General features: G+C 64.1%; 14 protein-coding genes. 5 read left to right on the forward strand and 9 right to left on the reverse strand.

Annotated features, from left to right (window positions below; all coding sequences use genetic code 11):
- Nucleotides 1-9: 9 nt before the first annotated feature.
- Nucleotides 10-666 (reverse strand): PilN domain-containing protein, encoded by a 657-nt coding sequence (locus ACCD07_RS24835; protein ID WP_176655280.1) that lies wholly within the window; start codon nucleotides 664-666, stop codon nucleotides 10-12.
- Complete coding sequence (locus ACCD07_RS24840) at nucleotides 666-1,739, reverse strand: pilus assembly protein PilM (protein ID WP_176655279.1); 1,074 nt, start codon at nucleotides 1,737-1,739, stop codon at nucleotides 666-668. The genes ACCD07_RS24835 and ACCD07_RS24840 overlap by 1 nt, the downstream gene beginning before the upstream one ends.
- 346 nt (nucleotides 1,740-2,085) lie before the next feature.
- On the opposite strand from ACCD07_RS24840, the gene ACCD07_RS24845 reads away from it, so the two are divergent.
- Nucleotides 2,086-4,437, forward strand: coding sequence for a penicillin-binding protein 1A (locus tag ACCD07_RS24845; protein ID WP_176655278.1), 2,352 nt, complete (start codon nucleotides 2,086-2,088; stop codon nucleotides 4,435-4,437).
- A 14-nt stretch (nucleotides 4,438-4,451) separates the two neighbouring features.
- Here the strand turns inward: ACCD07_RS24845 and cyaY are convergent, their stop codons facing one another.
- Nucleotides 4,452-4,784: an iron donor protein CyaY gene (gene cyaY, locus ACCD07_RS24850; RefSeq protein ID WP_176655277.1), complete on the reverse strand. Its 333-nt coding sequence runs from the start codon at nucleotides 4,782-4,784 to the stop codon at nucleotides 4,452-4,454.
- 39 nt (nucleotides 4,785-4,823) lie between these two features.
- On the opposite strand from cyaY, the gene lptM reads away from it, so the two are divergent.
- Together lptM and lysA are read left to right on the forward strand one after the other, a co-directional pair.
- Complete coding sequence (lptM, locus tag ACCD07_RS24855) at nucleotides 4,824-4,997, forward strand: LPS translocon maturation chaperone LptM (RefSeq protein WP_176655276.1); 174 nt, start codon at nucleotides 4,824-4,826, stop codon at nucleotides 4,995-4,997.
- 8 nt (nucleotides 4,998-5,005) lie between these two features.
- Nucleotides 5,006-6,283: a diaminopimelate decarboxylase gene (gene lysA / locus ACCD07_RS24860; RefSeq protein WP_353405291.1), complete on the forward strand. Its 1,278-nt coding sequence runs from the start codon at nucleotides 5,006-5,008 to the stop codon at nucleotides 6,281-6,283.
- On the opposite strand, the gene ACCD07_RS24865 is transcribed toward lysA, so the two are convergent.
- The 6 genes from ACCD07_RS24865 to ACCD07_RS24890 all read right to left on the reverse strand — a co-directional run bounded on the left by ACCD07_RS24865 (nucleotide 6,276) and on the right by ACCD07_RS24890 (nucleotide 13,006).
- Complete coding sequence (locus ACCD07_RS24865) at nucleotides 6,276-7,196, reverse strand: transporter substrate-binding domain-containing protein (RefSeq protein WP_176655274.1); 921 nt, start codon at nucleotides 7,194-7,196, stop codon at nucleotides 6,276-6,278. The genes lysA and ACCD07_RS24865 overlap by 8 nt on opposite strands.
- A 56-nt stretch (nucleotides 7,197-7,252) precedes the next feature.
- The gene (locus ACCD07_RS24870; RefSeq protein WP_176655273.1) at nucleotides 7,253-7,867 is read right to left on the reverse strand and encodes a sulfite oxidase heme-binding subunit YedZ; all 615 of its coding nucleotides are present in this window, start codon (nucleotides 7,865-7,867) and stop codon (nucleotides 7,253-7,255) included.
- A gap of 3 nt (nucleotides 7,868-7,870) precedes the next feature.
- Entirely contained in the window at nucleotides 7,871-8,848 is a 978-nt protein-coding gene (gene msrP / locus ACCD07_RS24875; RefSeq protein ID WP_176655272.1) for a protein-methionine-sulfoxide reductase catalytic subunit MsrP, read from the reverse strand.
- Between the two features lie 92 nt (nucleotides 8,849-8,940).
- Complete coding sequence (gene ccsB / locus ACCD07_RS24880) at nucleotides 8,941-10,095, reverse strand: c-type cytochrome biogenesis protein CcsB (RefSeq protein WP_413448895.1); 1,155 nt, start codon at nucleotides 10,093-10,095, stop codon at nucleotides 8,941-8,943.
- A gap of 25 nt (nucleotides 10,096-10,120) precedes the next feature.
- The gene (locus tag ACCD07_RS24885) at nucleotides 10,121-12,202 is read right to left on the reverse strand and encodes a cytochrome c biogenesis protein ResB (RefSeq protein ID WP_413448891.1); all 2,082 of its coding nucleotides are present in this window, start codon (nucleotides 12,200-12,202) and stop codon (nucleotides 10,121-10,123) included.
- 123 nt (nucleotides 12,203-12,325) lie between these two features.
- Nucleotides 12,326-13,006 (reverse strand): c-type cytochrome, encoded by a 681-nt coding sequence (locus ACCD07_RS24890; RefSeq protein WP_176655270.1) that lies wholly within the window; start codon nucleotides 13,004-13,006, stop codon nucleotides 12,326-12,328.
- A gap of 137 nt (nucleotides 13,007-13,143) precedes the next feature.
- On the opposite strand from ACCD07_RS24890, the gene yihA reads away from it, so the two are divergent.
- Nucleotides 13,144-13,887 carry a ribosome biogenesis GTP-binding protein YihA/YsxC gene (gene yihA / locus ACCD07_RS24895; RefSeq protein ID WP_176655269.1) on the forward strand — a complete coding sequence of 248 codons (744 nt, stop codon included), beginning with the start codon at nucleotides 13,144-13,146 and terminating at the stop codon, nucleotides 13,885-13,887.
- 23 nt (nucleotides 13,888-13,910) lie between these two features.
- Nucleotides 13,911-14,918 carry a porphobilinogen synthase gene (gene hemB / locus ACCD07_RS24900; RefSeq protein WP_413448892.1) on the forward strand — a complete coding sequence of 336 codons (1,008 nt, stop codon included), beginning with the start codon at nucleotides 13,911-13,913 and terminating at the stop codon, nucleotides 14,916-14,918.
- The last annotated feature ends 99 nt before the right edge of the window (nucleotides 14,919-15,017 follow it).

Here is a 15,017-nt window from a genome sequence, read left to right on the forward strand (position 1 = left end):
GCGCCGCTCCTAGCTCTTGGCCGGCGGCAGGCCGGTTGCCGTGTGGACGCCAGCCCCCGGCGCGGCGGGCGGTTTGCCCTTGGCGCCATCGGCGGGAAGGTCCTTGTCGCGCGGACGCTTGATGTTGACCGCCATGCTGAACTCGACCACCTTCTTGGCGGTCTTGCCCTGGCCGAGGCCGGTTGAGTGCACTTCGATCAGGTCCGGCCGCTCCAGCCATGGCGACACGCCGGCCAGGTTGCGCAGGAATTCGGACACCCGCTCCTGCGACTGCGCATAGCCGAGCAGCGACACCTTCTGGCCCTCCTGCTTGAAACCTTTCAGGTAGACGCCGGGCGGGGTCTGCTTGACCAGCTCATCCATCAGGTAGACCGGCTGGTTGCGGTCGCCCTGCAAGTCTTCCACCGCCTGCTGGCGCGCCTTCAGCGCTTCGATTTCCTGCTTCAGCGTGGCGATCTCGGCGATCTTCGTGTCGAGCCCGCTGATGGCGGTCTTGATGACCTGGTTGCGTTCATTCTGGATCGAGATCGCGCGGGCGTTGTAGCCGCCGACCAGCAGCACCACGCCGACGCCGACGATGGCGCCCAGCGCCAGCAGCGCGAAGAAGGCGGCCTTCTTTTGCTTGCGCTTTTCCTCGCGGTGCGGCAGCAGGTTAATTCTGATCATCAGCCGAACCTCCGCAAGGCCAGGCCGCAGGCGACCAGGTAAGCCGGCGCGTCGCTGCGCAGCTGCGATTCGCGCACCGAGGGCGCCAGCTGCATGCCCTTGAACGGCGAGATGACGGCGCTGGAGATCTTGGTGCGGCTGGCCACCAGTTCCAGCAGGCCGGGCAGCAGCGCGCAGCCGCCGGCCAGGAACAGCTGGTCGACCTTGGTGTACGGCGTGGACGTGTAGAAGAACTGGATCGCGCGCGTGACTTCCAGCGCGGCGCTTTCCAGGAACGGCGCCAGCAGGTCGGCGGCGTAGTTGTCGGGCAGGTCGCCGGACTTCTTGCGCGACTCGGCCTCGTCGAAGGCCATGCCGTAGGAGCGGACGATGTCCTGGGTCAGCGCGTTGCCGCCGAACGGCTGCTCGCGCTCGTAGACGGTGACGCCGTCCAGCATGACGGAAATATGGGTGACCTGGGCGCCGACCTGGAACAGCGCCACCACCTGGCCGGCGCCCGCCTCGGGCAACTGGGCGGTGACGCGGTCGAGCGCGGCGCGGGCGGCGTAGGATTCGATGTCCATCACGGTGGCCTTCAGGCCGGACGCTTCGGCGATGGCGACGCGGTCCTCGACTTTTTCGCGGCGCGAGGCGGCCAGCATGACCTCGATGTCTTCCGGCGAATTGGCGGCCGGGCCGATGACGTCGAAGTCCAGGCTGACCTCGTCGAGCGCGAACGGGATGTACTGGCTGGCCTCGGATTCGACCTGCACTTCCAGCTGGTCTTCCGACATGCCGGCCGGCAGGATGATTTTCTTGGTGATCACGGAAGCGGGCGGCATGCCCAGCGCGGCGTGCTTGGCGCGGGTGCCGCTTTTCTTCCACACCCGGCGCACCGCCTCGACCACCTGGTCCATGTTCTCGATATTGCCGTCGACCACGGCGCCGCGCGGCAGCGGCTCGGAGGCGTAGCGCTCGAGGCGGATGTCGCCCTTGCTCTGCGTCAATTCCACCAGCCGCACGCTGGACGTGCTGATGTCGATCCCGACCAGCGGCGGATTGCCCTGTCCCAGCAGCGTCTGGATATCGATCATACGAGCCCCCCGGCGCCATGGCTGACGCCAGCACCGCAGTGCCGCCGGATGACGCTTGGAACTGTTTGCATATAGGAACTCGTTTGAAAACCAGCGTTTAGACTGCTTATATAAGACCGTACATTAAATCGTGCCTATATAAGTGTAAAGGTATTTCTATTGTGCACAATTGCCGTGGTGTGAGGGTTTCGCCACACTTTATTGCGCTGCTGTTAGGCCTAAAGCAACTCAGTTGTTTTGTTACTCACGGGGAAATATTCCTGTCATCCGGCAGCGCGCGCCGTGGGGGTGACCGCTCGCTTATAATGCGTCGCATACATAACAGCTAGATCAACAGAAAGATCGCATGGCCACTTCCAATTCGGCACCTCCACCATCGAACCCGCCCCAGAGCGCCGGCAACAGCAAAGCACCGTCGCGTTTCTTCCTGCTGGCCGGCCTGTCCGTGGTCGGCCTCGGACTGGTGGCGCTGCTGCTGGTGGTGTTCGGCCTGGCGATGGCCTACCCCAACCTGCCCGAACTCGACACGCTGACCGACTACCGGCCCAAGATGCCGCTGCGTATCTTCTCGGCCGATAACGTCCTCATCGGCGAATTCGGCGAGGAGCGGCGCAACCTGGTGCGCATCAAGGACATCCCCGACGTGATGAAAAAGGCCGTGCTGGCGATCGAGGACGACCGCTTCTACGAGCACGGCGGCGTCGACTACACCGGCATCCTGCGCGCGGCCGTGCACAACGCCACCGGCGGCGCCAAGCAGGGGGCCTCGACCATCACCCAGCAGGTGGCCCGCAACTTCTTCCTGTCGAGCGAGCAGACGCTCAAGCGCAAGGCCTACGAGGTGCTGCTGGCGTGGAAGATCGAGAAGAACCTGTCCAAGGACCAGATCCTCGAGGTCTATATGAACCAGATCTACCTGGGCCAGCGCGCCTACGGCTTCTCGTCGGCAGCACAGATCTATTTCGGCAAGAATCTGAAAGACATTAGCGTGGCCGAGGCTGCCATGCTGGCCGGCCTGCCGAAGGCGCCGTCGGCCTACAACCCGGTGGTCAACCCCAAGCGCGCGCGCACCCGCCAGCAATACATCCTGCAGCGCATGCACGACCTCGGCTACATCACCGACAAGCAGTACGAGGCGGCCAAGGCCGAGCAGCTCAAGGTCAAGACCGACAGCAGCGAGTTCGGCGTGCACGCCGAGTACGTGGCCGAGATGGCGCGCCAGCTGGTCTACGAGCAATTCAAGGAAGACACCTACACGCGCGGCCTGAACGTGTTCACGACGATCACCAAGGCCGACCAGGACGCCGCCTACCTGGCGCTGCGCAAGGGCGTGATGGACTACGAGAAGCGCCACGCCTACCGCGGCCCGGAAGCGTATATCGACATTCCGCAGAACAAGGAAGAGGCTGACGACGCCATCGAGACCGAGCTGGCCGACCATCCGGACAGCGACGACATCATCGCCGCCATGGTGCTGTCGGCCACGCCGCAGCTGATCACCGCCGTCACCGCCACCGGCGAGGAAATCAAGATCGCCGGCCCGGGGCTGGAGATGGGCCGCTCGTGGCTGTCCGACAAGGCCGCGCCGAACAAGCGCATCCGCCGCGGCGCGGTGATCCGCGTCATGCAGGAGGGCAAGGACTGGCTGGTGACGCAATTGCCGGAAATCGAATCGGCCTTCGTTGCGGCCGACACGCACGACGGCGCGATCAAGGCCATGGTCGGCGGCTTCGACTACAACCGCAGCAAGTTCAACCACGTGACCCAGGCCTGGCGCCAGCCGGGCTCGTCGTTCAAGCCCTTCATCTACTCGGCCTCGCTGGAGCGCGGCCTGTCGCCGGCCACCATCATCAACGACGCGCCGATCTCGTTCGACGCCGGCCAGACCGGCGGCCAGGCGTGGGAGCCGAAGAACTACGACGGCAAGTACGAAGGTCCGATGACCATGCGCAAGGGCCTGACCAAGTCCAAGAACATGATCTCGATCCGCATCCTGCACAAGATCGGCGCCAAGTACGGCCAGGAATACACCACCCGCTTCGGTTTCGACGCCGACAAGAACCCGCCCTACCTGACCCTGGCGCTGGGCGCGGGCAACGTGACGCCGCTGCAGATGGCCGGCGCCTACTCGGTGTTCGCCAACGGCGGCTACAAAGTCAGTCCTTACCTGATCTCCAAGGTGACCGACGCCGACGGCAAGATCCTGTCGCAGGCCAATCCGGACAAGGCCGGCGACGAGAAGAACCGCGTCATCGACGAGCGCAACGCCTTCCTGATGGACAGCATGCTGAAGGACGTGGTGCGCTTCGGCACGGCGACCAAGGCGCTGGTGCTCAAGCGTCCCGACCTGTCGGGCAAGACCGGCACCACCAACGACTCGATCGACGCCTGGTTCGCCGGCTACCAGCCGCATCTGGTGGGGATCGCGTGGATAGGCTACGACCAGCCCAAGAACCTGGGCAACAAGGAAACCGGCGGCGGCCTGGCGCTGCCGATCTGGATCGGCTACATGCAAAAGGCGCTGAAGAATATCCCGATCGAGGAGCGGGCGGTGCCGGACGGCGTGATGCTGGTGGGCGACGAGTACTACTACGCGGAGAACCCGCCGGGCACCGGCGTCCACAATATCGACGGCGCCACCCATGGCACGCCGGCGGAGGAAAAAGCCAAGGACGCCGTCAAGAACGAGTTGTTCTAGGCCACATCAGGGAATCAGGGAGCCAGCACCACCGGGCTGCCGCCCTGCGTGCTGACCATCTCCGACAGCGCGGCGAACAATTCGCTGCCGTCGCGGGTGTTGAGCCACTTGCCGTCCTTCTGCTTGTAGTGGTAGCCGCCCGAGCGGGACGCCACCCACAGCTCCTGCATCGCGGCCTGGCTGTTGACGATGATCTTGGAACCGTTGTCGATAAACTCGATTTCCAGCACATTGCCGCTGCGGCTGCACTCGACGTCGAGCATGTCCTCGTCGTTCAAATCGTCCAGTTTGGCCTCGATGGCGCTGAGGGTGGCCTCGGCCTGCGCCAGGAATTCTGATTCGCCCATGCTACACTCCAATATCTACACTTAATCCATGATTTTATCGTGAAGTCCTCTTTCCGTTTATTTATCGGCACAGCGACCCTGTGCCTGACCGTCTTGCTGAGCGCCTGCGGCCAACCCGGCCCGCTGTATCTGCCCAAGATTCCTCCGGCCAAGCCTGCCAAGAGCACCGAAGCTGCCCCGGCACCGTCCACTCCCCCAGCACCACAACAATAATTTTCCTTATGTCGCAATTTTCTTATCAAAACGGCGTGCTGCACGCCGAGGGCGCGTCGCTGAGCGCCATCGCCGAGCAGTTCGGCACGCCGACCTATGTGTACTCCAAGGCCGCGCTGCTGGCCAATTTCGCCTCCTACGCCGACGCCTGCGCCGGCCGCGACGCGCTGGTCTGCTATGCGATGAAGGCCAATTCCAACCTGGCCATCCTCGACCTGCTGGCGCGCCAGGGCGCGGGTTTCGACATCGTCTCCGGCGGCGAGCTGCTGCGCGTGCTGGCGGCCGGCGGCGATCCGCGCAAGGTGATCTTCTCCGGCGTCGGCAAGAGCGTCGACGAAATGCGCCTGGCGCTGTCGCACGACATCCTGTGCTTCAACGTCGAATCGATCCCCGAGCTGCACCGCTTGAATGAAGTGGCCGGTTCCATGGGCAAGACCGCGCGCGTATCGCTGCGCGTCAACCCGAACGTGGACGCCAAGACCCACCCGTACATCGCCACCGGCCTGAAGGCCAACAAATTCGGCGTGGCCTTCGACGACGCGCTCGACACCTACCGCACCGCCGCCAAGCTGCCGCACCTGGAAGTGGCCGGCATCGACTGCCACATCGGCTCGCAGCTGCTGGACGACGCGCCGCTGCTGGAGGCGCTGGACCGCCTGATCGAGCTGATCGACAAACTGGGCTCGGAAGGCATCGTGTTGCACCACCTGGACATCGGCGGCGGCATCGGCATCAACTACGGCGAAGCGGGGGAAGCCGCGCCGGTGCCGGTGGGCGACTACCTGGGCCGCCTGTTCGCGCGGATCGACGCCTGGCGCGGCGAACGTCACGGCGGCAAGCCGATCAAGGTGATCTTCGAGCCGGGCCGCTCCATCGTCGGCGACACCGGCGTGCTGCTGACCAAGGTGGAGTTCATCAAGCACGGCGAGGAAAAGAATTTCTGCGTGGTCGATGCGGCGATGAACGACATGGCGCGTCCGGCCCTGTACCAGGCGTGGATGGACATGCAGCCCGTGGTGCAGGGCAAGTCCGGCGCGCTGACCTATGACGTGGTGGGACCGATCTGCGAATCGGGCGACTGGCTGGCGCGCGACCGCGAACTGGCGGTGGAAGCCGGCGACCTGCTGGTGATGCACAGCGCAGGCGCCTATGGCATGACGATGGCGTCGAACTACAACACGCGCGGCCGCGCGGCCGAGATCATCGTCGACGGCGACGTCTGCCACGTGGTGCGCCAGCGCGAGAATCCGGCCGACCTGTACGCGCTGGAATCGCTGATCAAATAAAGCGCGGCGGCGGCGCGTAGATTTTCGACAACAGCGGATTGGTCAGGATGAAACAGCGGTTGGAACTGGTTTTCAACTGCTGGATTTCCTTCTGGAAGTGGCGCGCGGTCAACTCATCCAGCGATCCATCCCGCTTGATCGCCGCCATTCCCGCTTCCAGCCGTTGTGCCAGCCTGGGCTCGCTGGCGCTGACGTAGAACATGGCGGGCAGCGGGTAGTACAGCACCAGATCCGGCACCAAGGCCAGTTCGCTCGCCAGTTGCGCGTGCCGCTCGAGCAGGGAACTCGCCTCGACCACACTGATCGGCAGGTAATCGAAGCGCTTGGTCAGCAGCATGTCCAGCAAGGTCGCCAGATTGCCGCTGTCCTCCACTTGATAGCCGTTGTGGCGCAGCACCGTGGCATCCACCCAGCCGCGGCCCAGCCCCGCCATCAACTTCTTGAGCTGCGCTTCGTTGGCGATCGCCTTGAATTTCGCCAGGTCTTCCCTGCGTACGATCAGCCTTCGATAGCCCAGCAAACCGCCCAAGATGGGTGTGTTGATCAGGTAGTTGCGTTCCTGCGGATCACCGGCCTCCAGGTCTCGCCATGGGCCCACGTGGACGTTGAGGTGCTTGCCTTCATGGACTTCCCGCCGTACGCGGAAGGTACTCAGGCTATCCAGCACCCGCACCACCGAAAACGGGCCGAACGATGACACGGTCTTCTCCAGCGCCAGCGTCAGCACGGCGACCTGGTAGTCGTCGCGCTTGGGCGTCTTGCCCCAATCCCAATAGCGGTAGGCCATGACGCCGGGCTCCGCGCGCACGCCCCGGGCATGCAGCGCCAGCGCGGCCAACGCCAGCAACGCCTGACGGCGCGGCGCCCTGGCGGACGATTCGGTTGTACGGGACAGCTTGGAGAGGAACGGCATAGGTAGAAAGTTTAACACCACCAAGATCGCCGCCGCCACATCTCATGCGCTGGAGGTCATTTTGCGACGGCCTTGTTGCGCGCCCAATAGACGCGCATCAGCAGCAGCGAAGCGAGGATCACGCCGAAGATGATCGGCTGCGTGAAGTTGTGCTTGCCCGCCTTCATCCACCAGAAGTGCAGGATGGCCAGCGGCGCGATCACGTAGACCAGGCGGTGCAGCCATTGCCAGCGCTTGCCGCCCAGCCGCTTGACCATGGCGTTGGTGCTGGTCGCCGCCAGCGGTATCAGCAGCACGAAGGCGGTGAAGCCCACCGTGATGAACGGCCGCTTCAGCACATCCTTCCACATCTCCTGCAGGTCGAAGAAGTGATCGAACCACAGGAAGGTCATGAAGTGCAGCAGGCCGTAGAAGAACATGTACAGCCCCAGCATGCGGCGCAGCTTGATCAGCCAGTTCCACTTGAGCAGCCGGCGCAGCGGCGTCACCGCCAGCGTGAAGCACAGGAAGTACAAGGTCCAGTCGCCGGTGCCGCGGGTGATGAATTCCAGCGGCTCGACCAGTTGCCCGGTCAGCGTCAGGTACACCATGCGCGCCAGCGGCACCAGCGCCAGCAGGAAGATGGCGGCCTTGATCAGGCCGGCCTGCCGCGCCGAAGGATTGAACGCCATCGCTTAGAAGAACTTCTTCAGGTCCATGCCGGCATACAGCGGCGCCACGTCGGCATAGCCGTTGAACATCAGCGTCTTGCGCTTGCGGGCCAGGAAGCCGTCCTCGCCGATGCGGCGCTCGGACGCCTGCGACCAGCGCGGGTGGTCGACGTCCGGATTGACGTTCGAATAGAAGCCGTACTCGCTCGGCGCCGACAGGTTCCACGAGGTGCGCGGCTGGTCCTTCACGAAACGGATCTTGACGATGGACTTGGCCGACTTGAAGCCGTATTTCCACGGCAGCACCATGCGCACCGGCGCGCCGTTCTGGTTGGCCAGGGTCTCGCCATACATGCCCAGGGTCAGCAGCGCCAGCGGGTGATTGGCCTCGTCGATGCGCAAGCCTTCGGTGTACGGCCACTGCAGCACGCGGCTGCCGACGCCGGGCATCTGCTTCTTGTCGGCCAGCGTGACGAACTCGACGTACTTGGCGTTGCCGGTCGGCTCGACCTTCTTGATGATCTCGGAGAACGAATAGCCTATCCACGGGATGACCATCGACCAGCCTTCGACGCAGCGCAGGCGGTAGACGCGCTCCTCCAGCGGCGCCAGCTTCAGCAGCGCGTCGATGTCCAAGGTCATCGGCTTCTTGACTTCGCCTTCGATGGTCACCGTCCACGGACGGGTCTTCAGGCTGCCCGCGTACATGGCCGGCTCGCTCTTGTCGGTGCCGAACTCGTAGTAGTTGTTGTAGCTGGTGGCGTCCTTGTAGGGCGTCTGCTTGTCCAGCGCCGAATAGGCGGGATTGAGCCTGGCGGCCAGCTTGGGATTGCTGCCCTGGGCAAAGGCTTCGCGGCCGGCCATTTCCAGCAGCGCGCCGGCGGAGAGGCCGCCGACGGCCAGCTGTTTCATGAACTTGCGGCGCGATTCATACGCTTCGCGCGGCGTGATTTCTGATGAAAACGGCAACTCGATGCCGTTGGGGCTACGCTTGATCAGCATGCTGACTCCAAAGATTGTGCAAGGTTGGGACTTGGTCGTCCCATCAGGCTAAACCTTACACCAATCTCCGGAAGTCGTTGATTACATTGCGATTACAATTTTCCGTACGAGTGCAGGCCGGACAGGAACATGTTGACGCCCAGGAAAGCGAAGGTCGTCACCAGCAGGCCCACCAGCGCCCACCAGGCCGCCGGACGGCCGCGCAGGCCGGTCATCAGGCGCATGTGCAGCCAGGCCGCGTAGTTGAGCCAGACGATCAGCGCCCAGGTTTCCTTCGGGTCCCACGACCAGTAGCCGCCCCACGCCTCGGCCGCCCACAGCGCGCCCAGGATGGTGGCGATGGTGAAGAAGGCGAAGCCGGCCGAGATGGCCTTGTACATGACGTCGTCCAGCACTTCTTCCGACGGCAGGCGGTCGACCAGGTAGCCCGAGGTCTTCAGCAGGTAGGCCGCCGAGACCATGGCCGCCAGCGCGAAGTTGCCATAGCCGATGAAGTTGGCCGGCACGTGGATCTTCATCCACCAGCTTTGCAGCGCGGGCAGCAGCGGCTGGATGTCGGCCGCGTCGCGCGACGTGGTGTACCAGAACAGGAAGCCGATCGCGGCGGTGATGACCAGGGTGACAAACGAGCCCAGCTGGCGCGTGGCGTAGCGCTGCTCGAAATACAGGTAGAACATCGCGGTGATCAGCGAGAACAGGATGAACACTTCATACAGGTTGGACACGGGGATGTGGCCGACGTCGGCGCCGATCAGGTAGGACTCGTACCAGCGCACCATCATGCCGGTCAGGCCCAGCACCACGGCGGCCCAGCACAGCTTGGAGCCGATGCTGGAGGCGGCGGCCGAGCGGGTGGCCAGGCCTATCCAGTAGAACAGGGTGGCCAGGCAGAACATCACGCTCATCCACAGGATCGCGGACTGGCTCGACAGCATCATGCGCAGCCAGAACTTCTTGGTGCCCATGTCCAGCTGGCCGGCGTACATCGAGATCGCCCACAGCGACAGCAGCGCCACCAGCGGCATCAGCCAGCGCACCGGCTTCCAGTGCCAGCCCAGCGCGGCGAAGGTCGGCGCGGCGGCCAGCAGGATGCCCTTCTCGTAGATGTCCATATAGCTGCCGTAGCGGCTCAGGCCGAACAGCGAGCCGGCCAGCAGCGCCAGCGCGAACACCCAGTCGATCGCGGTCAGGCGCTTGAAATAGCCGGGCGCCTGGGTGTAGGTTTGGGTCGATTGCGTCAGTTCCATCATTTATCTCCTTGGCTGCCACGGCTTACGCCGATTGCGGCAGCTTCTCTTTCAAAGTCTCAAACTCGCGTTCGAAGTCCAGCGTCTTGCGCTGGGTGCTCATGGCCATCAGCGCCTCGGAGCCGTCGCCCCCGTCCTTGATCCAGACCCACAGGCGGCGCTCGCGGATGTAGAACATCGAGAATACACCCAGCACCAGGAATACACAGCCGAGATAGACCACGTTCTTGCCCGGCGAACGCGTCACCTGGAACACCGAGGCCTTGATTTCGGTAAAGTCGTCCAGCTGCAGGTAGACCGGCGCGCCGTAGAAGAACACGTCCGACAGCGCGTTGGTGGCCAGCTGCAGGAAGCGCGCATGGTTTTCGTCGGGGCTGGCCGGCGGCAGGCCGTCCTTCTCGCGCGCGGCCTGCCACAGGTCCCACAGGCTGCCGTTCAAGATCTTCATGAAGACGTCGGCGGCCTTTTCCTGCTCGGCGGCGGGTATCTTTTCCAGGAACTGCGAGATGGCGACAAAGCCGGCCGCCTTGTCGTTGCCGGCAAAGATGGTCAGGCTCTTGTCGGCCGACGCCTGCAGCTGCTGGCGCAGCACGTCCGAGTTGCCGGACTGCGGCGTGGCGCGCTCGGCATAGCGCTTGGCGGCGGCGGCGCGCAGGGCCGGGTCGCCCAGCGCGGCGCGCAGGCGCATCCATTCGGTGACGCTGTGGGCGTCGTCGGCCGGGATGCGCAGGAAGCTGAACTGGTCGGCCGGATTGGCGCGCATGCCTGCCAGGAACACGGTGGCGCCGTCGATGGTCACCGGCTGCATATAGTTCTGGTATTCGCGCGCCTGGCCGGTCTTGTCGCGCAGCTTGTACTGCACGCTCGGACCGACGTTTTTCAAATCCTTGTTGTGGGCGTTCTTGCCGGCCGAGCCGGTGTGCTTGTCGAGCTGCTCCGCCAGGCTCTGGCCCTTGGCGACCGAGCGCGGATCCTGCGACGCGCCGATGTTTTCCACGTTGAACGGACGGAAGCCCGACCATTCCACCGTGTAGGCGTCGCCCATCGGCGTGCTGCCGCCCACTTCGCCGGCGATGGCGAACTTGGCGGTCTGGGTGCCCTGCATCGGGAAGCCGGTCAACTTGAGCTTGCTGCCGCCATCCTCAAAGCTGGACTGGTAGATCGCCAGGCCCTTGTACAGCAGGGGCTTGTTGACCTCGATGACGGACTTGACCACCTCGCCGGTGGCGTGGTCGCGCACCTCCACCTCGCTGGCGAACAGCTTGGGCATGCCGGTGCTGTAGAAGTCGATGTTGAATTTTTTCAGGTTGATGGTGAACGGCAGGTCCTGGATCAGCACGCCATCGGGACGGGCGATGGTGGCCGTGTCGCTGGACGAGCCTTCCGGGATCATCGTGTTGCCGCGGAAAGTGGGATTGGCCAGGCCGAGGCGGTGCTGGGCCGGGATCGCCGAGATCAGGCCGCTGCCGGTGAACGGCACCTTGCCGAAGAACCACTCCTGCAGGCGGATCGGCATGTCCGAATCAAGCAGGCCGCCAATGCAGATGATGACGATGGCCGAGTGCGCGAAGATGTAGCCGAACTTGTTGGCCGCGCCCTGCTTGGCCGCCACCAGCGTGCCATGTTCCTTGTCGACCAGCTTGACCTTGTAGCCGGCGTCGGCCAGCCGGGCCGCCGTCTGCTGCGCCAGCGCCGCGCGCGCCAGCGGCGAGCGCCACTGCATCTTGTGGTGGAAGTTCAGCAGCGAGTTCTCGCGCACGTTCTCGCGCCAGCTGCGCATGTCCTTCATCATCTTGGGCGCGTTGCGCAGGATGCACAGCGAGGTCGATGTCACCAGCGCGGTCATCAGCAGCAGGAACCACCAGGCCGAATACACCGCGTACAGGCCGATCTTGCTGAACACTTCGAACCAGAACGGCCCGAACTGGTTGATGTAGTTGTTGGTCGCCTCGTTCTGCTTCATCACGGTGCCGATGATGGCGGCGATGGCGATCATCGCCAGCAGCGCGATGGCGAAGCGCATCGAGGATATCAGTTCGACGATTTCGCCGACGATGGGACGGCGGGTCTTGAGTTCGATGCCGGTGGTGCTGGGGCTGCTGCTCATACTGGAACTATCTCAAAAAGGGGACGCTGCGGGCAGCATACCAACAAAAAGGGCAGCCCGCTTACGCTGCCGCCCTCTATGCACTATCAGCCGCACCATAACACCGTGGCGCGGGAAGCTGGCTTACTTCAAGCCGGCGACGTAATCGGCCACCGCTTTCATTTCTTCATCCGACATGCGCTTGGCGATGGTGCTCATCTGCGCGCTGTTCTTGCGGCCGCCCGACTTGAACAGGCCCAGCTGGGCTACCGTGTAATCCTGGTGCTGGCCGCCGATGCGCGGATATTGCACAGGGATGCCGGCACCGGCCGCGCCGTGGCAGCTGGCGCAGGCTGGCACGTTCTTCTCGGCGATGCCGCCGCGATAGATCTTCTTGCCCAGTTCAACCGTGTCCTTGTTCTTCGCCGCACCCGGCTTTTGCGCCTGGGTGGCCAGCCAGGCCGAGATGTTGTGCTTTTCCTCGTCCGTCAGCATCTTCGCGTACGTCGTCATCACCGGTTGATTCCGGTCGGCGGTGGTAAAGTTCACCAGTTCCTTGTAAATATAGCCTTCGTGCTGGCCGGCCAGTTTCGGATTGACGCTGATCGTCGAATTGCCGCCGGCGCCGTGGCAGGATACACAGGCAGGCAGGCCGCGTGCGTTGTCGCCGGTTTCAAACAGGGAGCCGCCCTTGGCCGCATCGACCTTGGGCGCCGCTGCTTCGGCGTGGGCCGGTTTCGCTTCCTCGGCTGCGGATGCGGTGCCCGCAACGGCCAGCAGAGCTACCAACAGGGATTTTACAAACGGTGAAAACGCACGATTCATTCAAGCACCCTCAAAAAAGTTTGTCGAAACTTTGCCGCACGCATCGAGGTGGAGGCGATGGCAACACTTCGTAACCACTCATTGTACAATAGCTTTCCAGCATATTTGCTCCCTTTTGTTGCATTTTTCCCCATCCCATGTCCAAACTCTGGCAAGCCCGCTTCTTTACGACCGTTAACCAATTGCGCGATCTGCCCGACACCACGGTGCCGGAAATCGCCTTTGCAGGTCGCTCCAACGCCGGCAAATCGACCGCCATCAACATCCTGTGCAACCAGAAAGGGCTGGCGTTCGCCTCCAAGACCCCTGGCCGCACGCAGCACATCAACTACTTCTCGATCGGCGGCGCGCACGTCGCGCAGCACCGCAAGGACCCGACCATCGTCGAGGAAATCGAATGCCTGCTGGTCGACTTGCCGGGCTACGGCTACGCGGAAGTGTCCGGCTCGGCCAAGCTGCACTGGCAGCGCCTGCTGGGCGACTACGTGCAGCGCCGCGAGCAGCTGGCCGCGCTGATCCTGATCATGGACTCGCGCCGCCCGTTCACCGAACTCGATATCCAGATGCTGGAATGGTTCGCCCCGACCGGCAAGCCGATCCATTGCATTCTGACCAAGGTTGACAAACTGAACCGCAACGAATCGGTCAACGTGCTGCGCCAGGCCAAGGCCAAGCTGGACAGCTACGTCGACGAGGATGGCGAAGGCTTCCCGTTCACCGTGCAGCTGTTCTCGGCGCTCAAACGCGTCGGCATCGACGAGGCCAACGACAAGATCCTGGAGCTGGCCGGCATCACCGACGACGAGGCGGCCGCCGCGGTCGAGCTGATCGAGATGGAAGACGACGACGAGCCCGACACCGCGCCGGACCAGGACAAGTAATCTTTTAGCAAGGAAGACCAGGCATGCACAACCCGCACGTTTCCGCACAATTTCCCGGCATCCGCATGCGCCGCATGCGCCGCGATCCCTTCTCGCGCGCGCTGATGCGCGAGCACCACGTCACCGCGTCGGACTTGATCTACCCGGTGTTCATCCTCGAAGGCACGCACCAGCGCGAGCCGGTGCTGTCGATGCCCGGCGTCGAGCGGGTGTCGGTGGACCTGCTGCTGAAGGTGGCCGAGGAATGCGTGGCGCTGGGCATCCCGGTGCTGGCGCTGTTCCCGGTCATCGACGCCATGAAGAAGACGCCGGACGGCATCGAGGCGACCAATCCCGACGGCCTGGTACCGCGCGCGGTGCGCACGCTGAAGCAGGCCTTCCCCGACCTGGGCATCCTGACCGACGTCGCGCTGGATCCGTACACCAGCCACGGCCAGGATGGCCTGATCGACGACAACGGCTACGTCATCAACGACCTCACCACCGACATGCTGATCCGCCAGGCGCTGTGCCAGGCCGAGGCCGGCGTCGACGTGGTGGCGCCGTCGGACATGATGGACGGGCGCATCGGCGCGATCCGCGCCGCGCTGGAAGCCGGCGGCCACATCCACACCCGCATCATGGCGTACTCGGCCAAGTACGCATCGGCGTTCTACGGCCCGTTCCGCGACGCGGTCGGCTCGGCCAAGAACCTGGGCAAGGGCGACAAGAACACCTACCAGATGGACCCGGCCAACAGCGACGAGGCGTTGCGCGAGGTGGGCCTGGACCTGGCCGAGGGCGCCGACATGGTGATGGTCAAGCCGGGCATGCCCTACCTGGACATCGTGCGCCGCGTGAAGGACGAATTCAAGGTGCCGACCTTCGCCTACCAGGTCAGCGGTGAATACGCGATGATCAAGGCGGCCGCGCAAAACGGCTGGCTGGACCACGACAAGGTGATGATGGAGGCGATGCTGTCGTTCAAGCGCGCCGGCGCCGATGGCGTGCTGACCTACTTCGCGCTCGACATCGCCCGCCTGCTCAAATAAAAAAAGCGGGGTCAGTTCCAAAGCGGGGGGGGGGGGGGGGGGGGGGGGGGGGGGGGGGGGGGGGGGGGGGGGGGGGGGGGGGGGGGGGGGGGGGGGGGG

Origin of the sequence: Duganella sp. Dugasp56, from assembly GCF_047304105.1 — a bacterium.
In the GTDB taxonomy this organism is placed as follows: Bacteria; Pseudomonadota; Gammaproteobacteria; order Burkholderiales; family Burkholderiaceae_D; genus Rugamonas; species Rugamonas hordei.